The following is a 24,837-nucleotide window of genomic DNA, read 5'->3' as shown; positions in this document are numbered from 1 at the left end:
TGATCCTAGACAGTATCGTGGACAACAAATCCCTCTAAATTCTTAAAATATTTCTGTTCAAAGGCTTCTGGGCTTAACCAGCCGTTTGCGGAATGCCTTCTGACCCGATTGTAATAAATCTCAATATAGTCAAACAAGACTGTATTCGCTTCTTTTCGAGTGGCAAACACACTGCCATGGACCACATGACCTTTCAATGTATGAAAGAAGCTTTCGGTCACTGCATTATCCCAACAGTTTCCCCTGCGTGACATACTTTGAACGCAGTTATTCGTCAATAATAGCGCCCTAAAATCACGACTACAGTACTGTGAGCCTTGGTCCGAATGCACCATGACACCCATTGGATACCCCTGACGAGCCATTGCATAATGAAACGCATCACACACCAATTGACGGTCTATTCGATGGCTGGTTTGCCAGCCGACAATACGACGGCTGAATAGATCCAGCATCACACATAAATACAGCCAACCTTGCTTAGTACGGATATAGGTAATATCCGTTGTCCAGATCTTATTGGGTTCATTGACCGTAAATTGACGATCCAACAAGTTAGGCGCTGTAGGCAAACGATGGTTTGAATCAGTCGTATGCTTGTATTTACGTGCAATCCTGCTACGTAAACCAAGCTTTTTAAGCATTCTTCCAACGGTTCGTTCGCTCATGCTGTAACCTAAATCATGCATGTCATGTACCAATGAAGGTGCACCCAATCGTGCATGATGCTGCCAATATACGGCTTTTAAATCATTATATTTCTGCGCTGGATTGGTCTGGCGTTTTCGCCAGGCATAATAGCCTGAAGTGCTGACACCCAGGCATTGACAGGCAGAAGATACAGTGACTTCATTCACATCCAGATCTTGAATTACCGTGTACTTTTCTTGGCATGATCTGTCAGAAAGTACACATGCGCTTTTTTAAAGATGTCATTGGCTTCCCTGAGCTGTTTGACTTCTTTCTCTAATTCTAAGATCCGCTGTTGTTCTGGTGAAAGTTGACGTTTGCTTGAACCCACTGGATTGGCTTCACGAATCCATTTGTCTAAAGTTGAATAACCCACACCTAATTTCTGGGCGATTGCAGCTATAGGTTCGTGGGAGTTTGAAAGTGCATAATCAATCGCTTGCTGTTTAAATTCAGGACTTGAGCAGCATTGCTGCGCAAGATAGCCATTTCTTGAATCTCCAAAGATTAAAGTTACGTTATCTTTAGAGGGACGTGCTGTCCATTATTTTGGCTAGGATCAAACGTGTAAGTTATGCACACGACAAAATGGAAGGTTTATGGTTGATTAATCAACAAACTCTTGGAATCGTGAATGATGATGATATGGGGCTTTGGACAACTCACGGTTTAGAGCAGAAGTATTTAGATAATGTGCGCATGAGTGTTGATACACCTACCTTATATATTGCCGATAAACTAAATCTTTTCAACCCATAACAATAAATAAAGCCCAAAAGCTAAAACTTTTGGGCTTTTTAAATTTAATTTTGATTAAGAGGAAATAAATCAATTCATTTTGATGTCTTTTTTAGCCACAATCATACTATCATCACTAATTTATGCAGCTTCCAAAGTCACCTCTCTTGAATATAAAGTCCTATTGGAGCTCATTCGTTTTAATTATGGCAATGAAGCAATTAATATAAATATCCCAAATTATACATAAGCCCATTTTCATCTCATTACAATTTGTTATTTTTATTACTTTATTACCAAGCAAATTTAAAATCGTTAAATTTACTTTTCTTATTTTGACCTATATCAATAATATCATCACTAAAGTCGAGCAAAATATCATTTTTTAGATTAATTAAACGAACATCCTCACGTTTACGCGGATGTGGAACTTTAATATCTACAACGCGTTTGATTCGACCTGGATGGGGTTGCATGACCACCACTCGATCGGCCAAGTAAACTGCCTCTTCAACATCATGAGTGACCATAATCATGGTAATTTTTTCATGCTGCCAAATACGTTGGATTTCGTCTTGGAGTTTGTGTCGAGTCAGTGCATCAAGTGCACCAAAGGGTTCATCCAGGAGTAGAATTTCTGGACGATTTACTAGACTTCGGGCAATCGCAACCCGTTGGTTCATACCACCTGAAAGCTGTGAGGGATAAGCCTCTTTAAATTTGCTTAAGCGCACCAGATCAAGGTGTTCAGCAATTAGCTCGTCTTCTTGTTTACGGCTCAACTGACTGTTATGTAAAGCCACTCGAACATTTTCTTGTACACTTAACCAAGGAAATAAACGATGGTCTTGAAAGACAATACCCCGTTTTAAACTGGTGCCCTGAATGGCTTGTCCATCAACTTGGATTTGGCCTTGATATTCAGCTTCCAAACCCACCAACAAGCGCAGCAATGTTGATTTACCACAACCACTACTGCCTACAATACTAATAAATTCGCCTGCTTGAATGTCGAGATTAATCTGCTCTAAAACCTTCAGCTGACCTTTGGCATGTTGCGAATAACTTTTGTGCAGCGCCTGAATTAAAACGCTACCTCGAGGTTCACTCATATTAGGCCTCCTCGATTAAACGCTAGTACTGAGTTTTGCTAAGGAGACTTCAGTGGATTTAATCAGTACCACCACTTCAGAGCCGACTTCTAAAGCAAGATCTGCAACTGAACGTGTACTAATAATTGAAGTAAAAATACCTGCTTTGGTTTCAACATTAATTTCTGACACCACAGGTCCCTCAACAATTTCATTTACAACACCTTTAAACTGGTTACGTACATTAACAGATGTAATTGTCATTTATTTTCTCTTATGGTTTATTGGACTTAATCAATATACTCAATTTTTATCATTCAAGTTATCTCGATTTTTTATTTAGTTATATAGCAGACATTTATCTTATTTTAAGATAAGTATTGATGTTTTTATTTTATCTCACATGCTCATAATCTCTTCTTGATATATTATTTTAATTTTGTTGATTTTTCATTGATCATAATGCCAATTTAACAATTACAAGTGATAACAATATGTCAATATATACGCACCCTTTAAGCCAAACGAAGCAAAATGTCCGCGCCCGTGCTAATATTTTTGTCGATCCTTTATCACAAGCCTTACTGTCTCGAATACAACAAATTGCTCCAAGCGATGCCAATGCACTCATTATTGGCGAGACAGGTACCGGTAAAGAACTGGTGGCACGACAAATTCATGCCTTAAGCCATCGCTGTGATGGGCCTTTTATTGCAGTCAACTGCGGTGCTTTAACCGAAAGCCTAGCTGAAAGTGAACTCTTCGGTCACGAAAAAGGCGCTTTTACTGGCGCAGTTAACAGTCGTATGGGTTGGTTTGAAGCTGCACATAATGGCACTTTATTTTTAGACGAAATTGGCGATTTGTCCTTGAGTATGCAAGTGAAATTACTACGTATTTTACAAGAACGTGAAATTGTCCGTGTTGGTTCTTTAAAACCAATTCCAATCAATGTACGTATTATTGCAGCAACGCATGTGGATTTAGAGCAAGCCGTGCGCGAAGGACGCTTCCGCGAAGATCTGTTCTACCGCTTATACGTGGCATTACTCAATATTCCGAAATTGGCTGATCGTCGCCAAGATATCTTACCTTTGGCTAAGTTTTTTGTAGAACGTTACCAAACTGACCCACATGCGACGCCGTTAAAGATTAGTGATTTAGCAGCTAAAAAACTGCTACAACATCGTTGGCCGGGAAATATCCGTGAACTTGAAAATACGATTCATCATGCGGTACTGGTGAGTGAAAATGGTTGGATTGAACCCGAAAATATTAGCTTTTCTAGCCTCTCTCAAAGCAAAGCGCCGAGCTTAACTGCATCTAAATTGGCCACTGATATTCAAAGCTCTAGCCAAGCTGAAGCTTTATTACAAAACACTTTTCAGCAATTATTTGAAGCAGCCAATCAATTAGATACCAATATTAATGATTTACTAGAGGGACAGTTTATCCGTTCAGCTTATCAACACTGCCAATACAACCAAGTACATACGGCACGTTTATTAGGTGTGACTCGCAATGTTGTTCGCACTCGTTTAATTAAATATGGTTTACTTTAATTAAATAACGCTTGAACTTGCACCTGAAATAACTCATCTAAGTTGACCGGTTGTTCAGGTGCAAGTATGCCGTTATGAATCATTCCCATCCAAATAGGTGCCAAAATCAAAAGTGTCAGTTGTTGGGCAGATTGAGTTGCCTTTAGCTCACCACGTGTCATGGCCAGCTGCAGCAATTTTTCAATTTCTAAACAACTCGGCAAATAAACTTTCTGATAGTACAATTGCTGAATATCTTGAAAATTACCCCCCTCTTTTAAAATTAAGCGCGCAATATCGGCCCGTCCTGCGGACTCTAAAGTGGCCAATGCTGGTAAAATTTCCTGCAAAATAAATGATTGAACTGAAATATCTTCTGGAATTTCATGGCTTTGAATGGGGTGATAGGTCTCCTGAATTAAATAGTCAATCACCCCCTCAAATAAAGCATTTTTAGTCTGAAAATAAGAATAAATTGTCCCTTTACCCACCCCTGCGAATAGGGCTATATCTGCGATTTTACTCGCCGCAAAACCGTATACTTTAAACTGCTGTAATGCAGCAAGAATGATTTTTTGTCGTGTTGCATTGGTTTTTGCCAGAGAAGGACGTCGCTTTTTCATTAATACCTGTTACCTCAATAAAATTGACCACCGATTCACTTTTACTTAAAATCGACCCAATATTCATTTTTAAGTACTATTATGCAGGATTCACCTAATATTGTGGAATACCTAGTTTTGGCACTTTGCCTCTGCCTAGGTGCTTTAAGTACTGCCCTTGCCAGCCCCCTTTATGCTCTTTATGTAACAGATTGGCATATTAGCACCAGTGAAATTGGCTATGCCTTTATTACCTATATGTTTGGTGTGGTGTTCACTTTACTCTTCTTAAATGGTTGGATTGGCCGCTATGGCTATAAAGCCACAGTATTGCGCGGATTATTGATCAGCATTTTAGGTTTAGTATTTTCTGCCTACGCAGCAGATATCTGGCAATTATGTATGGCACGCTTCTTTATTGGGATTTCATCTGGTCTTCTGTGTACAGCAACTGTGATTGGTTTAGCCCATAAGTATCCTTTTGCTAAACCTCATCAGGCAGGTAAGTTATCTTCTTTAATCACAGTTTTAGGTTTTGGCTTGGGACCAATTTTAGGTGGGCTCATGGCAGATCACTTGATTGAACCCTTGATCACACCTTATTTAGTGATTGCTGGGCTATCCACTTTAGTTTTTATAGCCTGTTGTTTCATTAAAGCTCCGCTGCCAACACCCGCATTGACTAAAATACGCCTCTGGAGTACTCCAATTGATACAAAGGATCGACGTTTATTTTGGATCTGCGCAATCATCGCAGCCTGCTGTTTTGCCGCCTTTAGTTTATATGCTGCTCTAGCGGGTACTTTTTTAAAAGAATTACCTCTTCAATCTTCAGCCACCTTGACTGGCGCTGCCATCTCTTTAATTTTATTGGTGTCGTTTTTAGCACAGCTCTCGACGAAATTGTTAGATGAAATCAAATGCTTGGTCTTAGGTGGCTGCTTTCTAGTACTGGGTTGCTTGACACTATTTCTAGCCCAATGGACACATCAGTTCATTTTTTTGGCCTTGAGTGTGTTATTTGTGGGCCTTGGTCATGGCTATAGTTTAAATCCAGCTTATTTTTTTGTGACTAAACTGGTGGAAAAACAACATAGTGGTGTCTTATCTAGCTTTTTATTAATCGCCTATCAAGGCAGTATTTGGCCCATTTTGTTGTCGAGTATCATCATCGACTACTTTAATGTTTTAACTTCTCTTGTGGTGTTTAGTTTACTGATTTTGATCTGCATAGCATGGGTGTTTATCCAATTAGCTTATATTCAACGCCATCAAAAAAAGCCGATCTTATGATCGGCTTTTTAAGTGATGTTATTTTTAATTTATTCCACAGGATTTTTCTTCCAAGCGGTAAAATGTTTTTCAATGGCCAATAAACCATAGTTAAATCCTAAGCCCACGAGGGTCATCACGAGAATACCTACGAACATTTCTGGAATCTCAAAACTAAATTGTGAGTACATAATTAAATAGCCCAAACCTGCTTTAGCACCAAACATTTCAACTGCAACCAATGCCAATACTGAAATAGCCCCTGCTAATCGAATCCCAACAAAAATCGTCGGTACAGCGGCAGGTAAAATGACCTTACGAAATAACTGATATGGCTTTAAACCCATGGTACGTGCTGATTTAATGAAGAGAGGATCGACATTTTGTACACCAGAGATGGTGTTGAGTAGAATTGGCCATGTGCAAGCATAAACCAGTAAACTAATTTTAGACACTTCACCAATGCCTAAAAATAAAATGAAGACTGGCATTAGGGCCAAAGCGGTTGTATTACGAAACAATTCGAGTAAAGGGTTTAAAGTTTCCGCCACCAATTTATACCAACCCAAAATTAAACCCAGCGGGATTGCGATGAGTAATGCCAGCACAAAGCCAATTAAAGAACGGGTTAGACTGACTGAAATATGGGTTCTTAACTGGCCATTGATGTATAAGTCCCAGGTGGTGTGTAATACAGTCGAAATAGGCGGTAAAAATACGGCACTCACTACGCCAATACGCGGTAAAATTTCCCACAACAAAAAGAACAATAATAGAGCAATTGAACGTTTAAACATGGTATTTAACCAAGTGACTTGGAAACGTGCTGGAGGTTGAGCATAGGGCTTGGGATAAGCCAATGTATTTTGATCTAAATTTGACATGAAATTTCCTCTTAATTTTTTATGCATTAAGCATGTTGTAATTGTTTATTTTTTTCAAAGGCTTGCGCTTTTATCACTTCTTCACTCAATTGCGTCCAAATATGATGCCGAATGTGTCCATATTCTGGTGTTGAGCGAACATCTTGACCTTTGCCCTGTAGGAGTTTTGGAATCTCAATGACTTGCTTTACACGACCTGGTCGTGAGGTCAAAATTGCCACGCGCTGACTTAAGTAGATCGCCTCATCAATACTATGAGTAATAAAAATGATGGTGCTACCAGATTTTTTCCAAATATTGATCAATTCTTCTTGTAAGGTTTCGCGCGTTTGTGCATCTAGTGCTGCAAATGGTTCATCCATCAATAAAATTTCAGGCTCATAGGCCAAACTACGTGCAATAGCGACACGTTGTTTCATCCCACCTGATAATTCATTTGGATAATGCTGTTCAAAACCTGCTAGACCCACCAATTTTAAATAATATTCAGCTTTTTCACGGCGTGTTTTTTTGTCTACCCCTTTGGCCTCTAAGCCAAATTCAATATTTTGTAGCGCATTGAGCCATGGGTACAGCGCATATTGTTGAAATACAATGCCACGATCGAGTCCTGGTCCAGTAATGGTCTTGCCATTGAGTAATATCTGTCCATGGGTAGGCTTCGTTAAACCTGCGACTAAATCAAGTAAGGTAGATTTACCACAGCCTGATGGCCCAACAATGGAAACAAATTCGCCTTGATGAATATCTAAACTAATATTTTCAACCGCCACAAATGCTTGAGCATTTTTAGCTGGAAACTCTTTACGAACATGGTCAAGTTTAAGTGCAATCGTCATTGTTGTTATTCCTGTTTAATTTGATGGCTGAGCATAAAGATTGCCGACATTACTAAAAATGTTTTCTGCTTGAATTTGTTGAGGTTTTAATTTACCTGCTGCCTGCATTTGTGCGATCCATGGGGCAAAATCTTGTGCTTTTTGTACCCCACCTATTTCATCCACACCATAACCAACAAAGTAGGGAATTAAGGCTTGGTTTTCATTGCGTCCACGTTCTTGAATAATACGACTAAAACGTGCCTGTACTTCCTCAACTGGTGTGGTCTGTAACCAACGATGCGCTCTGGCCACACCTGACACAAAGGCCTGATATGCTTCCGGTTGGGTTTCAATGAAATCTTTACGCATTGAATAACTACCTGCGGTGAAACCGCCATATAAATCAATATCCGCAAAGATTTTACGTACTCCCCCATTTTTCAAAGCGCGTTTCTCTAAAATATTCGACAAAACTGCCACATCAATTTGTCCATTGCGTAGGGCTTGCTCTGAACTAATGGGCGGCAAAAGAATCATTTCAACTTGTGCGATTTCTTGTTGGCTTAAACCTGATTTTTGTAAGTAATCACGTAATACAAAGTCGTAATGTGCACCAAAGGCATTCATGGCGACTTTTTTACCAATAAAATCTCGTGGTGAGCGAATCGGACTGTCTTCTAAAACATAAAAACCCACAGATTGCGCTTGGTTACTGCCATAGGAAGCCACCACTGGCACCACATCTAAGCCTGCCGCAACCACCTTCACCACAGCACCATTAAAGGCCGAAGCAAAATCAACATCACCGGCTACCAGAGTGAGTAAATCTTGTGGGCCGCCCTGTACTGTGCCGACATAATTGAGTTTTAAATCACCTAAGTAACCAAGATCCTGTGCCAGTTCAGCTAAATTGACTAGACCTGCTGCGCTCTGATAACGCAGCTCAGTCACTTTGTCTGTACTAGCTTGACGGTCGTTGACACAGCCCACACTCCCAAGAGCAGCCAAGATGCTTAAACTTAAGGCAGCGATTATTTTTTTCATATGCTTTACCTCACTCGCCACGCCAGTACACGGCGTTCAATTGCGACTAAAATTTGATTAAATACAATACCTAAACCACCAATAGCCAGCATCCCTACTATGATGAGCGCCACATTAAATTGCTCACGTCCACGAATTACCAAGTTGCCAATACCCACCCCATAATTGGCCAATAGAAATTCAGCGCCTACTGTTGCGAGCCAAGCAAAGATTAAACCCAACTGTAAACCCACGAAAATCTGCGGTGCTGCACCTGGTAAAATCAGCTTTTGATAACGATAAGCCCAAGGAAATTGATAGACTGCTGCCACTTCACGATGTTTGTGCGAGATACTGCGAATGCCTTCTAAGCTATGCAGGGCCACCGGATAAAACACCGATAAAATAATAAATAGAATTTTGGCGCTATTTCCTGTACCTAAAAAGCTCGATAAAATGGGCAGCCAAGCAAATAAAGAAATTTGACGCAACATATGAAAGCTAGGTGCAAAAAACCAATTGGCAATTTTAGAACTACCAATGATTAAAGCGAACAACACTCCCAAACTAGCACCCACCAGATAACCTGTTAAATTACGCGCTAAGCTAGCTGCCACACCTTGCCAAAAAGTGGGATGATTTAGAGTTGCAATTAAAGTTTTAAGCACTTGTGCAGGCGAAGGCACGATCTTAGTGTCAACCCAACCACTTGTGCATGCCATACTCCACAATAAAATGAGCGCAAAAGGAAAAATAAGTGCTTGACCTACACGTATGCTACGACGTTGCCAAAGTTTTTGTGCTGGCAAGGCGGGCTGTGTTGTATTAGAAACAATGCTAGTCATCTTTTAATTCCTCACCCGTGTTGCATAATAACGACTATATTTTTCAATCTGTCCCAACACACTATCTAAGATAAAACCGGTTAACCCAATGAGTACAATGGCCATAAATACAATGTCCATCTGCATGAGTTGACGGCCCCATACCATTAAAAAGCCAATACCTTCACTACTTGCCAACAGCTCTACAAACACTAAAGCCAACCATGCTTGCATAACGCCTTGGCGCAAACCGCTCATTAAGCTTGGTAAGCTACTGGGTAAAATGACCTTATAAAAGGTTTGTGCTTGTGAAAATTGATACACTTTTGAGACTTCAAGTACCTGCTGGGACACGTTTTGGATGCCTTTGATGGTGGCAACCAATACAGGAGTCAACACCGCAAAGGAAATCGCGACAATTTTTAAAGCTTCATCAATCCCTAAAAAAATCATCAGTAGCGGAATCCAACCAATAATCGGAAATTGCGCCACCAAATTAACAGTAGGCAATACATACCGTGTTGCTGTTTTTGATAAGGCGAACCAAATCCCTAAAGCAAAGGCAAGACTACTACCGAGCAACACGCTATAAAAAATTCGTTTTGCACTTATGCTAAAATTTGTTTGTAAATCACCGCTTTGCCATAATTCTATGGTGGTCAACCATACCCATTCTGGCGCAGGTAAAATTTGTTCAGGTAACCACTGGCGTTCAAAAGCCACCCACCATAAACACAGTACTAGCATCGGTAAAACTAAAGCACACAGCAGTGCAAAAATGGTTTTTAAGCTTTTAGAAAATAACTGCCTCTGCCAAGTGACCGACGCAGCCTGTTGAATATGGCTCATGGTTCTTGCCTCTGTAATTTTGAATGTTGTTCCGTTTGTAAAAATTGTTGAAAACTTGAGCTTTTAAAAATAAAGATGGTCATCAATAAAAATGCTAAGCCAATTGGTGCAAATAAGTTTTGTAAGCCAATCGAATGTCCCAAAGCTGCGCCCGCTAAGCCACCGAGCAAACCACCCGCAGGCCCCACCAAGGCCAGTAAAGGTGAAATTTGATGCATAGAGGTTTGTTCTCCCACCTTGGCAAACGACATAAAGTTAGCAATATGTAACATGCCTAAACCTAGGCCTAAGCTTAGGCTGGCTGGCCAGAGCCAAAATGCACTTTGGGTAAAACTTAAAATCAATAAGCCCAGGCTGATAAGCAGCAAACTGATTAAATAAAATTTGTAATAACCCATAATTTCGGCCAAGGCGCCTAGGCTAAATAAACTGCCGACAAACACCAAACCTTGTACCGTCAGCAGCATCACGGCCAACGGTGCTTCAAACCCAAAGTTTTGAATGGCGATCACCACAATAAAAAAACCAAAGTAACTGTTGGCGCTGTTACTTAAAAATTCCAAACTGCAAATAGTGCGTAACTGAGGCTGCGTTTTGATTAACTGTAAGGGTGCAAGCAAATCACGCCATACAAATGCCGGTTGTAGTGCTTTGGGCTGGGCTTCTTTAAAGCACAGTGGCGCTAAGCTAATGGCTGCTACAAATAAAATTGCTACTGCAAAAAATGCCCATTCATATCCTAAGATTTGTAAAATCCATGCACCTAAACTCGGTGCAATCAAGAAAAATCCCAACATATGTGAACCGCGGAACCATCCCGCCTTAGCAGGCCCTAAAGCACGCAAATGACTTAAAAATACAGTATGAATAGAGACAAAACGCATAGGTAGTACAAAACTGACCAAGGTTGTAATCAGCAACAGATACCATGCATTGTTCAGCCATGGCTGTAAGCTATATAACAATGCAGCAAGTAGGCTGCCTAAACTAAAAATCTTTAAGCTCCCAAAGCGCTGTACCAATACCCCTACAGGCAAAGCCATCAGCAATAAACCTATACTTTGTGCTGCAGCAATTAAACCCAGTTGCAGTTCCGTGGCTTGAATATGCACTGCATACAGCGAGGTGACCACACGTGCCACCCCCACTGCCAGACCTGCTAAAATGGTCAACCCAATAAAGCTACTGGTAAATTGAAGGCTTAAAGGCATTGTTTCAGCAGAGTCTAAAGCTTTCATCATACCTCCTTATTTGGCTTGGCCTTTGGCATTAAATTGCGACCAATAATTTTTTAAATTCAGGTCTTTTAAAGCATGATTGAGGTACTTCGGCTCATACCAGGTTGCAGTATCTACATCACGGCGAATTAAACGTGCATTTTTGGCTATACGCACTGCATCATTGATTTGTGAACGATGAAACTCATCCAATAAAGGCGTCATGCGATCTTTAATTGCACCACCAGCCCAGTCTTTTTGGTAATCTAAGAATGGAATCCCACTTTGTGACCATAGTTTATATTGCGCAGTACGGTTAGCCTCTTGTGAGCTCCAGTGTGCTTGTTTAATTAACGTGGTCACCACACGTTGTACAGTTTCAGGGTATTGTTTTTCAAAGCTTTCTGTCACCCAAAAACTAGACAAAGGTGACACTGTACGATCATTAATCGTGGTTAAACGTTTGGCTACACCCCGTGCCTCTAGACTCCAAGGAGAAGTGATAGTTGCATCAATATCTTTAGTGGCTAAAGCAGCACGCGCTGAATAACCATCTTGACTAATCACACGTAAATCTTTTTCTGACAAACCATGGCGTGCCAGAACACGGTTTAGGGTGATTTGACCATTGGTACCTTTAAAGTTAGAGAATTTCTTGCCTTTTAAATCTGCCACTGTTTTAGCAGTTGAATCGGCAGGAACAACCACATGGACTGGACCAAAACGACCTGAGCTGAAGAGAATTTTGGTTTTTAAGCCAGTCGAACGTCCCACGATTGATGGTAAATCACCTTGTAAAGCAAAATCGACTTTACCATTGGCCAATGCTTCGTTGGTTGCAGGGCCTGCACCTGGAAAAAATAGCCACTTCACCTGAACGCCATCTTTTTTAAATTCTTGTTCTAAAACACCGCGTAAATGTGCGGTTGCTACAAAACTACTACCTACCTTAGGCTTACCCCCTTCACCTGCACTCGATACCGAGATGCGAATTTCTTTGGGAGTGGCAGCATATACGCTAAAACTTAAGCCTAAAGCGGATAATGCCAATAATGTTGCAGTCAAACGTTGAGAAATTTTCATAATAAAGTCCTGATTTAAAATATCATTAGAAGGTGTACTGGAATTGTGCGAGTACTTCGCTGTTATCTTTTTGGGTAGCTGTTTCAAGCGCGTACAGATATTGATTGAGTTGCAGTTGTAACTTAGTGGTTTGAGCAAAAAACAGGTTTAAACCCAATGAATGAATATCGTATTCACCGATACGACCACTGACTGGATCTTGATAATCTTTGAGTTGAGTATTGGGGTTAAAGCGGTCAAATCGGTAGTAACCTTGTATAGACTTAGGCCAGAAATCATCAAATTTGGCATTAGATTTAATACTGTTATAGAACTGATCACCCAGGGTATAAAATGCAGTAAAGGTATGCCCTTCAGACTTAGCATGCTGAAAACCTGTTTGGGTTATATAATCAGTTTTACCTTGAATATATTCGTACGTTGCACCAAATGGCGCATGGTTGTAATACACATCAAAGCCGAGTCGATCGCGTTGTCCCTCATCTGTACTAAAACCAAAATTGGTTAAACGTGCCTCACCTTTTAAATAGCTGGCACCCAATTTAAGCTCACGTAACCAACTGTTATAGTCCACAGGCAGGGTAAATGAAGCTCTAGCAATTAAATCTTTGCTGTCATTATCATCCGTCTTATTGCTGCCATTACCATTGGTGATGCCTAGGGCATATTCCAACAATGGCGCACGATAATTCGCACCATAATCTACAAACGGTTTCACATCACCACGCACCACGAGACCATTTTGACGGGTAAATAAACCTAAATTGGTGGCTGCGGATGCATAAGTAATGGTTGGGCGTAAATCTTCAGGCGATTGCACATCTAGACCAAATGGCAACAGTTGCTGACCTAAGGTGGCATTCAGCTTCGGGGTTTCTAAACCAGCGTTGGTTGAGAAAACGTGATAACGTAAGAAAGCATCCAGTAAATTAAAATTACTATTATTGCTGCCATCATTGCGTTTGGAGTAGCCATAAGACAGTTGATAATCGAGATTCTTACCTTCGTTATAATCTTTATACAAGTTACCCCGCACCCCAATTAACGCAGTGGCAATATCGAAGGTTGATTTGGATTGATGAGGTGAGTTTTTATGATCTTGTGCTTGAGCACGGACTTGTACTGTTCCATACAAGCTTGTGTCACGTGCTGATTTGACCGTTTGACGTTCATACTGACGTGACTGATCATATTTATAATTTTCTAACTCACTACGTACCCCTTGAATATCATCTGAAGTGGCAAGCTGTACTGCTGTCTCTTCAATGGCCTCATCATCTAAAGCAACTTGGGTTGCATTTAAGGTGTCAGTTGGCTCTGGCGGTGCCGTTGTATATCGTTCTAATTGTGCAATACGTTGCTGTAGACCCGCTAAATGCTGTTTTAGACTGCTTAATTCTTGCTGTACTTCATTTGCAAATACTGAACTGCTACTTAAAATCGTACCAATTGCCAAAACAAGCGTTTTTTGTGTTAATGTTTTCACAGACCAATTTCCTAAGGCAAAGCTGATCCTCACCAAATAAGTAGTGTGGAGTGAGGAAAAAATTAAAAAATGTGCAGCGCAAGATTGCGCCTTAAATTAATGTGACATTGCGTCACAACACATCAGCAGCCTGCTTTGCAAAGTCACGCGGCATATAACAAAGTGAGGGTAAATCATGATGTTCCCATTTTTTCTTAAGTGAATGCCAAGCTATATATCAATAAGCATGCCAACAATATAAGTTGTTGATTTTTATATTTTTTAAAAAAATATTCAATTTAGTATGTTGTTTTACAACCTTTTTATTGTTGATAATCTAACAGTTGAGCATTTGCCCTTATTATTTTTTTAAAGCCACTTAGCAGTTTATCCACTATATATGAAGCATCTAACTTAGCCTATATCTCAGTCATTCGCGCATATTTTAAAAGACCGCACAGATTTGTGTTCAAACAAAGTTATGTTATGTTGTTGTTACAAATATAAGATTTTTAACTTTTTTGGTTAGTTATGCTAAATGTAGATCACCTTGCTTTGTTGCAAGAACATTTAATCGCCCTCACGCGTCCTCATACCTTGGTTGTACTTTCGGCGCTCTCTGATCAAGCCTTAACGGTTGAACAATTAAGCGCTCAATTGAACTTAAGTGGTACCGCGCTCAATCAAGCTTTAATGGCATTACGTAAAGCACGTATGATTACTTTGATTAAACAAGATACGGATTTTGTTTACGTCATGAGCAATGAAAAAGTCAAACAATTATTTATTCAGATCCATCAAATTTACCAGTAGATCAGTAAGCTGCAGCATATATTTTTATTCACTTGTGTGCTGCGCAGCTATTTTCTGTTGTAACGCTATATGAAATGCAGTCAATTGATGTGGAGAGATGAAGATACTTTCATGAAAACCATGAACATTATAAATAATTTCTAAGCGTTGCACAGACAATGCCGGTGCAGAGATGAAACTCACACAAGGTTGTATACGTTGAATTTGATTCAACTCGATACGCCAGCTAAACCACATACTTCTTATGCTTAAATGATCTTCATGCAACTGATAACGTGTGTTGAATAGTGGTAGCCATAGGCAATAAAAAATGCTGATATATAGCCCAAGCATGAGCACACGACTTAGCCCAGATGCTGTTAAAAGCATAAAGTCATACAACTGATATAATAAAAATAAGCTGATTGATGCCAAAAGCAATAGTAACCAAATATCAATTTTTGAACGATAGCTATGCATCATGATCGTGTGTCCTTAAGGTCAAGTCGTATCATTCATCTGTAGATTGGATTGTATAGCGTGAGATTCAACTTAAGCAATGTTGATATTAAGATTAAATTGAGCCTGAATCTCGACATCTATTCTAGCCTGCGCACAGTTTTTTATAGCCATGTACTCTCTGCTTTAGGTATGATGAATCTATAAGAAAACTTAAATAATATCCATCATTCTGTAGATGAGGTGTAGTCGCATGCCAAATCAGCAACACTCTCTCACCCCGAACTATATCACTGATTTTATTCCTCAGAATCAGCTCAAATCCGCTATTGGCACAGCGCATTACGCAGCAGAAGCTGATTGCGTAACGCAGCTGATGAAAGCTTGCCACATCCCTCAATCAACCCAACAGCAGATTGATGCTTTGGCCTTAACACTCAGTACAGCCTTACGTAATGACCACACAACACAACGAGGACATGTACACAGCTTATTACAGCAGTTTTCTTTATCTTCGCAAGAAGGTATAGCCTTAATGTGTTTGGCTGAAGCCTTACTGCGCATCCCAGATGCAAGCACGCGTGATTTACTCATTGAAGATAAAATTTCACATGGTGATTGGCACGCACATATCGGAAAAAGCCCTTCATTGTTCGTCAATGCTGCAGCTTGGGGGTTGTTGCTCACAGGTCGCTTACTCCAACACGCTGATCCTGATCATTTATCAAGTTTGCTACGGCAATTATTTGCCAAAAGCAGTCGTGGTTTAATTCGCCATATGTTGGACTATGCTATGCGTATGATGGGTGAACAATTTGTCATGGCACAAAGCATCGACAAAGCGCTTCAACGTGCACATGCCTTACAACAACGTGGTTTTCGTTATTCTTACGATATGCTCGGTGAAGCAGCGCTAACAGCCTCTGAGGCTGAACGCTATTATCAAGACTATCTGGCTGCAATTCATGCTATTGGCAGATCAGCACAAGCCCAGGGGGTGTATGATAGCCCAGGAATTTCGATCAAACTCTCAGCCCTACATCCACGCTATCAACGTGCGCAGCTTCAGCGTGTAGAGGATGAGCTATATCCTCAATTATTGCATTTGGCCACATGGGCCAAACATTATCAGTTGGGGCTCAATATTGATGCTGAGGAAAGCGAACGTTTAGCCTTGTCATTCCATCTATTAGAACGCTTATGTTTTGAACCAGAATTAGCTGACTGGAATGGGTTGGGTTTTGTGATTCAAGCCTATCAAAAGCGTGCTTGCGCCGTGGTGGATGAGGCCATTGATTTAGCCAAACGCAGTCAACATCGTCTGATGATTCGCTTGGTGAAGGGTGCCTATTGGGATCGTGAAATCAAAAAAGCGCAACAAGAGGGCACACCTGACTATCCTGTATTTACTCGTAAAGCACATACAGACCTTGCCTATTTAACTTGTGCACAAAAGTTGCTCACGGCGATTGACTATGTTTATCCGCAATTTGCAACACATAATGCGCAAACCTTCGCCAGCATTTATGTGTTGGCACAATCTGCTGCACCACACCCCCACCCTTATGAGTTTCAATGTTTGCATGGCATGGGCGAAGCGCTATATCAGCAGGTGGTTGGCACAATGGCAGATGGAAAATTGGGGATAACGTGTCGCATTTATGCTCCTATTGGCAAACATGATACTTTATTGGCTTATTTAGTGAGGCGTTTGCTTGAAAACGGCGCCAATACTTCATTTGTACATCGGATCAGCGATGCAAGTTTAAGTCTTGAAGACTTGATCGAATCTCCCCAACACAGCATATTGAAATATAGCCGCAGCCAAAGCATCGGCTCTGCGCATCCTGCCCTGCCACACCCGCTGCATTTGTATGGCAATTCACGTTTAAATTCAATGGGATTAGATTTAAATGACGATCTGTGCTTAACCATACTTAATCAAAATGCATATCAGTTTAAAGATCAATGTTATCAAGCCATGCCTTTAGAACAACGTATAGGTTTAAGTGAGCCCATCCTTAATCCTGCCAATCCACAAGATGTTGTTGGACACGTATGGCAGGCCAGTGCAACTCAGATCGAATCGGCTTTACAACATGCTGTCGCGCAGCAACATCGTTGGCAAAACGCCCCCAAAGCTACACGTGCTGCCTGTTTACAACGTTGTGCGGATTTAATGCAACAGCATTGCCAAGAATTAATGCTGTTATTAGTACGTGAAAGTGGAAAAAGCTATGCCAATGCACTCGCTGAAGTACGAGAGGCTATTGATTTTTTACGCTATTATGCCGCTCAAATCCTTGCCCTAGCTCAAGAGACGCAGATGCAAGCTTTAGGTGCACTAGTATGTATTAGTCCATGGAATTTCCCACTGGCCATTTTTACAGGTCAAGTGGCGGCGGCTTTGGTCACGGGCAATAGCGTATTGGCTAAACCTGCCGAACAAACGCCATTAATTGCAGCTTATGCAGTTAAACTGTTTTGGCAAGCTGGTGTACCCAAAACCATATTACAACTGCTGCCCGGTACAGGTGAGCAAGTCGGTGCAGCGTTGGTCCAAGATCAACGGGTGCAAGGGGTGTTATTCACAGGCTCTACTCAAGTGGCCAAGCTTATACAACACACTCTGGCCAAACGGGTTGACCAGTACGGGCAAAGCGTCACCTTGATTGCAGAAACTGGTGGACAAAATGCAATGTTGGTGGATTCATCCGCGCTGTGTCAACAAGTGGTCACAGATGTTTTAAGCTCAGCATTTGACAGTGCCGGTCAACGCTGTTCAGCACTGCGCCTGTTATGTGTGCAACAAGAGGTTTACCCTGTGATACGCGATATGCTGATTGGCGCGATGCAACAGCTCAAAATCGGCAATCCTAAACATTTAGCCACAGATGTAGGACCCGTCATTGACCACACAGCACAACGAAACATCCTACAACATATTGAGAAAATACGTGCTAAAGGCTATGCCGTTCATCAAACTGTCATGCCTGCCACGACCAGACTTGAGCAGGGTTATTTTATTGCACCTACCTTAATTGAATTGCCTGATTTAAATGATTTACAACAAGAAATATTTGGGCCTGTTTTACATTTGATCAGTTATCAGCAGCAACAACTCAATGCACTTATAGACACGATTAATGCCAAAGGTTATGGCCTGACCATGGGCTTACAGACCCGATTAGATCAGCGTATGCACCAAGTGATGGCACAAGCCAAAGTAGGGAATTTATATATTAATCGCAATATGGTTGGTGCGGTGGTTGGGGTTCAACCTTTTGGGGGTGAAGGTTTATCAGGTACAGGACCCAAAGCTGGTGGTCCTTTATATTTGTATCGTTTAATGCACAGTTGTCATCCTAAACCTCTAACTCCATGTTTTGCTACTCAGCCGACCCTAAGCCCATCACCACCTCAGGCCTATCTTAGCTTCAGCAAGTGGTGTCAACAGCATGCGCCTCACCTTACATTTACCTGGCCGCAGTTGCCCCTGGATCAGAGACTACGCCTTGTTGGTCCAACAGGTGAACAAAATGATTATGTCTTATTGCCTCAGCCGCGTATTTTAAGCATTGCCAGTGAGCGCGATGCTTATTTACAGCAATGGGGCGCAATTTTATCGATTGGCAGCCAAGTTGTGCTTTGCTCAAATTCAACCGTGGCGATGGAGCTTTTACAAGAGTTCCCTGCTGATTTACAGCAACAATTTAGTCTAACGGATAACATCCACCAAGCTGACTTTAATCGGGTCTTATATCATGGTAAAACCCCAGCTTTTATTGAATTGCAGCAGATGATTGCTCAGCATCAAGAGCAGATTATCAGCCTGCAGAATGTGAGCCATAGTGAGATTACAATTGAGCGCTTACTCCTCGAACGTGCGGTGAGTATCAATACCACGGCTGCAGGCGGTAATGCGAGTCTAATGAGCCTTGATTGAAGCCACTCATTCGCTGCTATTTGGAACAACCTAGCAGCGAATCGCTACCACTAACGGTAAACCATACCACCGTCAATCATCACTGATTGACCGGTCATATAATTGGCATCTTCACTGGCTAAAAATGCCACGAACCCAGCCACATCTTCAGGCGTTTCTGCGCGACCTAAGGCAATACCTGCGACATATTTCTGATAGGTTTCTCCAATTTCAGTGCCGCTTAGCTCCGCAAAGCGTCGGTCAATTTCAACCCACATCTCTGTGCCGACGACCCCTGGGCAATACGCATTCACGTTAATACCATATGGCGCATATTCTTTCGCTGCGGCTTGGGTCAATGCGCGTACCGCAAATTTAGTGGCAGAATACACTCCCAACATAGCAAAACCTTCATGGGCTGCAATCGACGCAGCATTAATGATCTTACCTTTATGCCTGCGCTGCATAAATTTTTGCGCTGCGGCTTGAATCCCCCACAATACCCCACCTATATTAATATCGACAATGTGGCGAAACTCTTCTGGTGTCACATCCTGAATGGCTTGCACTTGTGCAATGCCCGCATTATTGATCATGATATCAAAGCCACCCAAACATGCTTCTGCATGTGTGATGGCTTGTTGGATGTGGCTTAATTCAACAACATTAGCGACATAATGTGTGGTCTTGACTCCATATTGCGCAAGCTGCTGTTCAGCAAGTGCTAATTTTTCTGCTGAACGATCCACTAAAGCTAAATGAACACCTTCTTGAGCAAGACGGCTGGCAATCCCTAAGCCAATACCTTGTGCCGCACCGGTAATTAAAGCAACTTTGCCGCGTAATCCTTGTGGCATGCTGTTCTCCTGTTAAATATGAATCGCGCGTTGCAAAGTCGCCAAAATGGATTCATGCAACGCTTCTGAATAAGTAGGATGTGGAAAAATAACGTCTGCCAATGCATCAGTCGTGGCCTCTAAACCTTGTGCCACAGCAAATGGTGAGATCTGTTCCCTTATATCCGCCCCCACTAGATGAGCACCTAAAATTTCACCGCTATCGACATCCACTACAGTTTAAAAAAACTTGTGTTTTTGCATCTAGTCAACTGCTGTTATGCTGTGCTGCTTTGAACTTGTCATAAGGCTGTAGCTAAAAATTTAGCGTGTCCATAAAACAGCCGCATCCGAATTTTTTGCAGTAAGTATGCAATACCACTCACAGTTATTACGAGACTTGACGGCTATGTGCGACCAAAACTTTTAAATCAAATAAGGGTTCTCGAATAGCAAAAAGCAGTGCTGCCCGAATGGCGGCCATATAGCCGCCCGGACCCGCACCCACCGCAATCACATCAAACTGCTGTGTGCTCATGTGATCTGCTTAGAGTAAAATCAACGCAGGTTGTTCAACAAAGCGTTTGAGCTGTTGTAGAAACTTCGCTCCTAATGCCCCATCCACCACACGATGGTCACAAGATAAAGTCGCTGTCATTAAGCGTGCAGCAATAAGCTGTTCACTTTGAACGATTGGCCGACTCTCTACAGCACCTAAGGCTAAAATCGCCACTTGTGGGGGATTAATAATGGCATCAAAGCGCGATACTCCAAGCATGCCTAAATTAGAGATGCTAAAACTGCCACCTTCAAACTCCTCATTCTTCAACTGACCAGTTTTAGCCCGTGTCGCCAAGTCACGAACTTCATTGGAAATTTGTACCAAGGATTTTTGATTAGCGGTTTTAATAATTGGCGTAATTACGCCCTCATCTAAGGCCACTGCAATGGCAATATCTGCATCTTGAAAGGCAATCATCTCTTGTTTAGTCGCATCATATTGCACATTGACCTCAGGCACGCGCATTAATGCGGCAGCTGTTGACTTGACCAATAGATCATTGATCGAGAGTTTAACTTCAGGCGTAGATTGGTTAATTTCAAGACGAAGTTGCTCGAGTGCCTGCATATTCAAATCACAGCTTAAGCGAAAATGCGGTGCATCTTGTTTCGCGCGCTGTAAACGCGTGGCAATGGCTTTACGCATGCCACTCATGGCTTGACGAGCAGGTGTTGTGACTTCTGTTGCTATGCTGATATCGTTGCTATTGCCTTGCTCAAGTACGCGTCTTGCTTCGACATCATCTTTACATACGCGACCACGGCTCCCCGATGCTCGGCAATCATGTAAATTAATGCTCCATTTTTTCGCCAAACGCCGTGCCAAAGGGGTAGCTAAAACCGCACTATCATCAGCTTTAGATTTTTTTAGTGTATCAGCGACCTGTGTTGCACGTGGCTCTGACCATTGTCCGCCTGCCGCCTGTACCGCTTGGCTTAAATCCGCCACGCTGATGCGACCGGCACAGCCACTGCCTTGCACTTGGCTTAAATTAACATTATGTAAAGCTGCCAAACGTTTGGCATGTGGTGTGGTTAAACCAGCATAATGCGCATCATAGCCTTGTAATGCAGCCGGAATGACAAAAGCGCTATCCGCCTGTGTTTTGGATGCTTGTGGCACTGTTTCAGGTGTTGCCTGCTGGGTTGCTGCTGCAACGGGTTCAGTGACCTGTGCTTGTGCACTGATCACGGGCTGCTCTTGTGCAGCTGTAGCACTTGAATTGTTGTCTTGTAAAAAAGCCGCGACTTCTTCAGCACTTAATGCTTCATCACTACACAGTGCAATCGGTTTACCCACCGCTAAAGTATCACCCACCTCTGCCAAAATTTTTTGTAAGGTGCCATCAAAAGGCGCTTCTAACACATTAACAATTTTAGTGGTTTCAATTTCACACAGCTCTTGGCCTTTTTTAAAGCACTCACCTTCCTGAATCAACCACTGTACGATGGTGCCTTCTTCCATCGATAAACCCCATTTTGGGATTTCTAGGCTTTGAATATCCGCCATGGTTAGCCCTCCAAGGTTTGACGCACAGCGCGTTCAATACGTTCTACACTCGGTAGCCATGCTTGTTCTAACACAGGCGAAAATGGCACGGGGGTGTGTGGTGGGGTGACGATTTCAATCGGTGCTTTAAGCGCATAAAAGGCTTTTTGTGCGATCAGTGCCGCAACATCATGCGCAAAACCGCAACGCGCTGCAGACTCATCTACAATTACCACACGTCCTGTATTGGCAACAGACTCTAAAATGCCTTCTTCATCTAAAGGCGAGATGGTACGTGGATCGACCACTTCAACAGAAATGCCTTCTTTGGCCAATTGATCAGCGACTTCATTAGCACGATGCACCATTAAACTTAAGGCAATAATGGTGACATCGGTACCTTCACGGGTGTAATTGGCGACACCAAAAGGAATGCTGTAATCCCCATCTGGAACTTCACCGGTAATGTCATAGAGTAATTTATGCTCACAGAACACTACTGGATCATCATCACGAATGGCTTGCATGAGTAAGCCTTTAACATCATACGGACTTGAGGGTACCACCACTTTTAAACCCGGCACCGAGGCAAACACATGATAGGGTGATTGTGAATGCTGTGCTGCAGCTGAAAATCCTGCGCCAATCATACCGCGTACCACCATCGGTGCTTTGGCTTTGCCCCCAAACATATAGCGGAATTTGGCGGCTTGGTTATACAGTATGTCATGACACACGCCATAAAAATCCTTGACATCCTCCCCGCCCTAAAGGACGGGGATTCCTACTGCTAGACGCTTATGCCTAAGCGCAAGAATGTTTAGAGCTGAGTTTTTATCTCTGTCGTGAGCTGTACCACAGCTCGCGCACTCCCATTCTCTTATTCCAAGACCTGTCCTACCTTTCGGACTACTTGCGGTGATCTCACCACAGCACGAACAAGTTTGGGAGGTATAGGCTTCATTGACTTCTTCAAACAATACCCCTGCGTTCTCGCATTTATACTTGAGCATTGTTTTTAGTGCTGAAAATCCTGTATCTAAAACAGATTTTGCTAGTTTAGTTTTTACAAGTTTCTTGGCACTTAAATCACCTACAATAATGACTGCATTATTTTTAACAAGCATGCTGCTTGCCATTATGCAAATGGTCTTTACGACAATTTGCAATCTTGGCGTGTAATGCACGTACACGTTTTTTATTTCTTGCTCGTTGAGCAATACCTAATTTCTGTTCGTACTGGCGATAGAATTTAGGGTTTGAAATTACGGTGTCATCAGAACAGGTGGCAATATCTTTTAAGCCTAGGTCAATACCTATAGCTTTGGTTGCTATTGGTTTCTCTTGCTTCGAAAAGTCAACCACAAGACATACATACCATCGCCCACGACTGTCCTCAACAAATGAGCCTGTTCTAACAGAGTATTTACTTAGTCCGTAGCTATCCCATAAGCCAAATTTAGTTTTTCCATATTCAACATACCCATCAGCATATTTTAGTCCTGATTTTTTAAATGGTATCCATCCAAGCGATCTTCGTGCTGACGTCTTGTTACTTACACGCCATTTCAGCTTTGCTTTTTTAAATTGCTTTCTTCGAGTGATCAGTTCTTCTGTAATCGCTTGTACGGTTTGACTATGTAGGTTGCATTCCTTAGATGTACCTTTGGTGTATTTTGCAATATCGTATGCCGATAGAAATTCACCTTTACGCTTAAGATGCTTAAACCCTAAATCATTCACATAATTCCAGACAAAGTTGACCTCTGATGCGAGTTGGTCTAGCACCTTGCAATGTTTGTCTTTTATGCGTAATTTAAGGGTTTTCATTATTAAAATATATTTAGGCTATGAGTAATAGTCAAGAGATTAGAACAGGTCGTCACGGTGTTTTTAATATGCACGCTCATTGAGTCTTTGTGGCTAAATATCGTAGAGATGTTTTTACCAAAGACATTCTCGAAACAATGTATGAAGTGTTTGAACGTGTCTGCTTAGACTTTGAAGCTCAATTGGTGGAATTTAATGGCGAAGATGATCATGTACACCTATTGATTAATTATCCACCTAAAGTTGCTGTTTCAAATCTAGTGAATAATTTAAAAGGTGTATCGAGTCGTCATTTAAGAAAACAATTTCCTAAAATCAGAAACAAGCTATGGGGTAATGCTTTGTGGTCGCCTAGTTACTTCGCTGCATCGTGCGGAGGTGCGCCTATTGGGATTATTAAGCAGTATATCGAACAACAGCAAACACCGCATGAATGGCTTACGCCAGTCGCTTATATCCTCGGGCTAAACCCCGAGGTTTTACGCTCCATCGGATAAATGAATAAAACCCGGAATATCGCCACCGCTATTTTCTTCATGTAAGCGATCTTCAAATTCACGGATATCACGTATACGCTGATAAGCACGCAGCAATTGTTGTTCGTTTAATAGCATTATTCTGATCCCTTTGTTGTACTTGCTTTTTAAGTCCGAAAAAAGCATATCTTTATCAAAGAAGATTTACTCAAAAATTGCTATTCGACTAAAAAAATAAAGCTAAATTTTATGCACAACCCCATGATATTAAATGAATTATATATTGTATTTTTTCTTTAACTGACTCAAACCAACCTTTTACCAATCTTCTTGTTTTAGACTTTTAAATACTGCAAACTCAGGTTACAT

General features: G+C 41.6%; 21 protein-coding genes and 5 pseudogenes. 6 read left to right on the top strand and 20 right to left on the bottom strand.

Annotated elements, in window-relative coordinates; all coding sequences use genetic code 11:
* Positions 1-5 precede the first annotated feature (5 nt).
* A protein-coding gene (locus AC5YCD_RS10110) for an IS3 family transposase (protein ID WP_496128783.1) occupies positions 6-1,198 on the bottom strand; the annotation gives its coding sequence in 2 pieces (ribosomal slippage) (positions 6-919 and positions 919-1,198; 1,194 coding nt in all).
* Between the two features lie 47 nt (positions 1,199-1,245).
* Between AC5YCD_RS10110 and AC5YCD_RS10105 the strand changes: the two are divergent.
* Positions 1,246-1,449, top strand: a pseudogene (locus AC5YCD_RS10105) (esterase-like activity of phytase family protein); the annotation flags it as partial.
* A 272-nt stretch (positions 1,450-1,721) separates the two neighbouring features.
* Here AC5YCD_RS10105 and AC5YCD_RS10100 read toward each other — a convergent pair.
* Together AC5YCD_RS10100 and AC5YCD_RS10095 are read right to left on the bottom strand one after the other, a co-directional pair.
* Positions 1,722-2,540, bottom strand: a complete 819-nt coding sequence (locus AC5YCD_RS10100; protein WP_496129913.1) for an ABC transporter ATP-binding protein — start codon at positions 2,538-2,540, stop codon at positions 1,722-1,724.
* A gap of 15 nt (positions 2,541-2,555) precedes the next feature.
* Positions 2,556-2,783 carry a TOBE domain-containing protein gene (locus tag AC5YCD_RS10095; protein WP_496129912.1) on the bottom strand — a complete coding sequence of 76 codons (228 nt, stop codon included), beginning with the start codon at positions 2,781-2,783 and terminating at the stop codon, positions 2,556-2,558.
* Positions 2,784-3,013: 230 nt separating this feature from the next.
* On the opposite strand from AC5YCD_RS10095, the gene AC5YCD_RS10090 reads away from it, so the two are divergent.
* Positions 3,014-4,081: a sigma-54 interaction domain-containing protein gene (locus AC5YCD_RS10090; RefSeq protein WP_496129911.1), complete on the top strand. Its 1,068-nt coding sequence runs from the start codon at positions 3,014-3,016 to the stop codon at positions 4,079-4,081.
* Here AC5YCD_RS10090 and AC5YCD_RS10085 read toward each other — a convergent pair.
* Positions 4,078-4,683, bottom strand: a complete 606-nt coding sequence (locus AC5YCD_RS10085; RefSeq protein ID WP_496129910.1) for a TetR/AcrR family transcriptional regulator — start codon at positions 4,681-4,683, stop codon at positions 4,078-4,080. The two genes, AC5YCD_RS10090 and AC5YCD_RS10085, sit on opposite strands and share 4 nt — an antisense overlap.
* An 81-nt stretch (positions 4,684-4,764) precedes the next feature.
* Here AC5YCD_RS10085 and AC5YCD_RS10080 point away from each other — a divergent pair, with 81 nt between their 5' ends.
* A complete protein-coding gene (locus tag AC5YCD_RS10080) occupies positions 4,765-5,955 on the top strand; it encodes an MFS transporter (protein WP_496129909.1) in 1,191 nt (396 codons plus the stop codon).
* Positions 5,956-5,984: 29 nt separating this feature from the next.
* Here AC5YCD_RS10080 and AC5YCD_RS10075 read toward each other — a convergent pair whose 3' ends face one another.
* The 8 genes from AC5YCD_RS10075 to AC5YCD_RS10040 are packed head-to-tail and all read right to left on the bottom strand — an operon-like array spanning position 5,985 to position 14,121.
* The gene (locus AC5YCD_RS10075; RefSeq protein WP_496129908.1) at positions 5,985-6,818 is read right to left on the bottom strand and encodes an ABC transporter permease; all 834 of its coding nucleotides are present in this window, start codon (positions 6,816-6,818) and stop codon (positions 5,985-5,987) included.
* Between the two features lie 26 nt (positions 6,819-6,844).
* On the bottom strand, positions 6,845-7,657 hold the full coding sequence (locus AC5YCD_RS10070) for an ABC transporter ATP-binding protein (RefSeq protein ID WP_496129907.1): 813 nt from the start codon (positions 7,655-7,657) through the stop codon (positions 6,845-6,847).
* Between the two features lie 15 nt (positions 7,658-7,672).
* Complete coding sequence (locus tag AC5YCD_RS10065; RefSeq protein WP_496129906.1) at positions 7,673-8,683, bottom strand: ABC transporter substrate-binding protein; 1,011 nt, start codon at positions 8,681-8,683, stop codon at positions 7,673-7,675.
* A gap of 5 nt (positions 8,684-8,688) precedes the next feature.
* The gene (locus AC5YCD_RS10060; protein ID WP_496129905.1) at positions 8,689-9,507 is read right to left on the bottom strand and encodes an ABC transporter permease; all 819 of its coding nucleotides are present in this window, start codon (positions 9,505-9,507) and stop codon (positions 8,689-8,691) included.
* A 3-nt stretch (positions 9,508-9,510) separates the two neighbouring features.
* Positions 9,511-10,335 carry an ABC transporter permease gene (locus tag AC5YCD_RS10055; RefSeq protein WP_496129904.1) on the bottom strand — a complete coding sequence of 275 codons (825 nt, stop codon included), beginning with the start codon at positions 10,333-10,335 and terminating at the stop codon, positions 9,511-9,513.
* Positions 10,332-11,573 carry an MFS transporter gene (locus AC5YCD_RS10050; protein WP_496129903.1) on the bottom strand — a complete coding sequence of 414 codons (1,242 nt, stop codon included), beginning with the start codon at positions 11,571-11,573 and terminating at the stop codon, positions 10,332-10,334. Before AC5YCD_RS10050 ends, AC5YCD_RS10055 begins: the two co-directional genes overlap by 4 nt.
* A gap of 9 nt (positions 11,574-11,582) precedes the next feature.
* The gene (locus AC5YCD_RS10045) at positions 11,583-12,635 is read right to left on the bottom strand and encodes an ABC transporter substrate-binding protein (RefSeq protein WP_496129902.1); all 1,053 of its coding nucleotides are present in this window, start codon (positions 12,633-12,635) and stop codon (positions 11,583-11,585) included.
* Positions 12,636-12,660: 25 nt separating this feature from the next.
* On the bottom strand, positions 12,661-14,121 hold the full coding sequence (locus tag AC5YCD_RS10040; RefSeq protein ID WP_496129901.1) for a putative porin: 1,461 nt from the start codon (positions 14,119-14,121) through the stop codon (positions 12,661-12,663).
* 510 nt (positions 14,122-14,631) lie between these two features.
* Here AC5YCD_RS10040 and AC5YCD_RS10035 point away from each other — a divergent pair.
* Positions 14,632-14,913 (top strand): helix-turn-helix domain-containing protein, encoded by a 282-nt coding sequence (locus tag AC5YCD_RS10035; RefSeq protein WP_496129900.1) that lies wholly within the window; start codon positions 14,632-14,634, stop codon positions 14,911-14,913.
* Between the two features lie 24 nt (positions 14,914-14,937).
* Here AC5YCD_RS10035 and AC5YCD_RS10030 read toward each other — a convergent pair whose 3' ends face one another.
* Positions 14,938-15,375 (bottom strand): PH domain-containing protein, encoded by a 438-nt coding sequence (locus AC5YCD_RS10030; protein WP_496129899.1) that lies wholly within the window; start codon positions 15,373-15,375, stop codon positions 14,938-14,940.
* Positions 15,376-15,589: 214 nt separating this feature from the next.
* Here AC5YCD_RS10030 and putA point away from each other — a divergent pair, with 214 nt between their 5' ends.
* Positions 15,590-19,297: a bifunctional proline dehydrogenase/L-glutamate gamma-semialdehyde dehydrogenase PutA gene (gene putA / locus AC5YCD_RS10025; protein ID WP_496129898.1), complete on the top strand. Its 3,708-nt coding sequence runs from the start codon at positions 15,590-15,592 to the stop codon at positions 19,295-19,297.
* Positions 19,298-19,347: 50 nt separating this feature from the next.
* On the opposite strand, the gene AC5YCD_RS10020 is transcribed toward putA, so the two are convergent.
* The 6 genes and pseudogenes from AC5YCD_RS10020 to AC5YCD_RS09995 form a co-directional block, all read right to left on the bottom strand.
* Entirely contained in the window at positions 19,348-20,133 is a 786-nt protein-coding gene (locus AC5YCD_RS10020) for an acetoin reductase (RefSeq protein WP_496129897.1), read from the bottom strand.
* A 12-nt stretch (positions 20,134-20,145) separates the two neighbouring features.
* A pseudogene (locus AC5YCD_RS10015) lies at positions 20,146-20,352 on the bottom strand (oxidoreductase dimerization domain-containing protein); the annotation flags it as partial.
* A 151-nt stretch (positions 20,353-20,503) separates the two neighbouring features.
* Entirely contained in the window at positions 20,504-20,650 is a 147-nt protein-coding gene (locus AC5YCD_RS10010; protein WP_496129896.1) for a hypothetical protein, read from the bottom strand.
* Between the two features lie 9 nt (positions 20,651-20,659).
* On the bottom strand, positions 20,660-22,183 hold the full coding sequence (locus AC5YCD_RS10005; RefSeq protein ID WP_496129895.1) for a dihydrolipoamide acetyltransferase family protein: 1,524 nt from the start codon (positions 22,181-22,183) through the stop codon (positions 20,660-20,662).
* Positions 22,184-22,185: 2 nt separating this feature from the next.
* Positions 22,186-22,911 (bottom strand): annotated as a pseudogene (locus AC5YCD_RS10000) (alpha-ketoacid dehydrogenase subunit beta); the annotation flags it as partial.
* A gap of 18 nt (positions 22,912-22,929) precedes the next feature.
* Positions 22,930-23,992: pseudogene (locus AC5YCD_RS09995) on the bottom strand (RNA-guided endonuclease InsQ/TnpB family protein).
* An 89-nt stretch (positions 23,993-24,081) separates the two neighbouring features.
* Between AC5YCD_RS09995 and tnpA the strand changes: the two are divergent.
* Positions 24,082-24,489, top strand: coding sequence for an IS200/IS605 family transposase (gene tnpA, locus AC5YCD_RS09990; protein ID WP_496129894.1), 408 nt, complete (start codon positions 24,082-24,084; stop codon positions 24,487-24,489).
* On the opposite strand, the pseudogene AC5YCD_RS09985 reads toward tnpA, so the two are convergent.
* Positions 24,478-24,606, bottom strand: a pseudogene (locus AC5YCD_RS09985) (ABC transporter substrate-binding protein); the annotation flags it as partial. The gene tnpA and the pseudogene AC5YCD_RS09985 overlap by 12 nt on opposite strands.
* Between the last annotated feature and the right edge of the window lie 231 nt (positions 24,607-24,837).

It is taken from the genome of Acinetobacter sp. CY05, assembly GCF_059515805.1.
The sequence above is the reverse complement of the archived record's forward strand: the minus strand, read 5'-3'. Positions and strand labels throughout refer to the sequence as shown.

Coding starts and splice junctions, on each gene's coding strand:
- AC5YCD_RS10095 (WP_496129912.1), bottom strand. CDS start 2,783: ATGACAATTACATCTGTTAATGTACGTAACCAGTTTAAAGGTGTTGTA.
- AC5YCD_RS10070 (WP_496129907.1), bottom strand. CDS start 7,657: ATGACGATTGCACTTAAACTTGACCATGTTCGTAAAGAGTTTCCAGCT.
- putA (WP_496129898.1), top strand. CDS start 15,590: ATGAGGTGTAGTCGCATGCCAAATCAGCAACACTCTCTCACCCCGAAC.
- AC5YCD_RS10075 (WP_496129908.1), bottom strand. CDS start 6,818: ATGTCAAATTTAGATCAAAATACATTGGCTTATCCCAAGCCCTATGCT.
- AC5YCD_RS10085 (WP_496129910.1), bottom strand. CDS start 4,683: ATGAAAAAGCGACGTCCTTCTCTGGCAAAAACCAATGCAACACGACAA.
- AC5YCD_RS10050 (WP_496129903.1), bottom strand. CDS start 11,573: ATGAAAGCTTTAGACTCTGCTGAAACAATGCCTTTAAGCCTTCAATTT.
- AC5YCD_RS10055 (WP_496129904.1), bottom strand. CDS start 10,335: ATGAGCCATATTCAACAGGCTGCGTCGGTCACTTGGCAGAGGCAGTTA.
- AC5YCD_RS10065 (WP_496129906.1), bottom strand. CDS start 8,683: ATGAAAAAAATAATCGCTGCCTTAAGTTTAAGCATCTTGGCTGCTCTT.
- AC5YCD_RS10060 (WP_496129905.1), bottom strand. CDS start 9,507: ATGACTAGCATTGTTTCTAATACAACACAGCCCGCCTTGCCAGCACAA.
- AC5YCD_RS10020 (WP_496129897.1), bottom strand. CDS start 20,133: ATGCCACAAGGATTACGCGGCAAAGTTGCTTTAATTACCGGTGCGGCA.
- AC5YCD_RS10100 (WP_496129913.1), bottom strand. CDS start 2,540: ATGAGTGAACCTCGAGGTAGCGTTTTAATTCAGGCGCTGCACAAAAGT.
- AC5YCD_RS10080 (WP_496129909.1), top strand. CDS start 4,765: ATGCAGGATTCACCTAATATTGTGGAATACCTAGTTTTGGCACTTTGC.
- AC5YCD_RS10030 (WP_496129899.1), bottom strand. CDS start 15,375: ATGATGCATAGCTATCGTTCAAAAATTGATATTTGGTTACTATTGCTT.
- AC5YCD_RS10005 (WP_496129895.1), bottom strand. CDS start 22,183: ATGGCGGATATTCAAAGCCTAGAAATCCCAAAATGGGGTTTATCGATG.
- AC5YCD_RS10045 (WP_496129902.1), bottom strand. CDS start 12,635: ATGAAAATTTCTCAACGTTTGACTGCAACATTATTGGCATTATCCGCT.
- AC5YCD_RS10010 (WP_496129896.1), bottom strand. CDS start 20,650: ATGAGCACACAGCAGTTTGATGTGATTGCGGTGGGTGCGGGTCCGGGC.
- AC5YCD_RS10090 (WP_496129911.1), top strand. CDS start 3,014: ATGTCAATATATACGCACCCTTTAAGCCAAACGAAGCAAAATGTCCGC.
- AC5YCD_RS10035 (WP_496129900.1), top strand. CDS start 14,632: ATGCTAAATGTAGATCACCTTGCTTTGTTGCAAGAACATTTAATCGCC.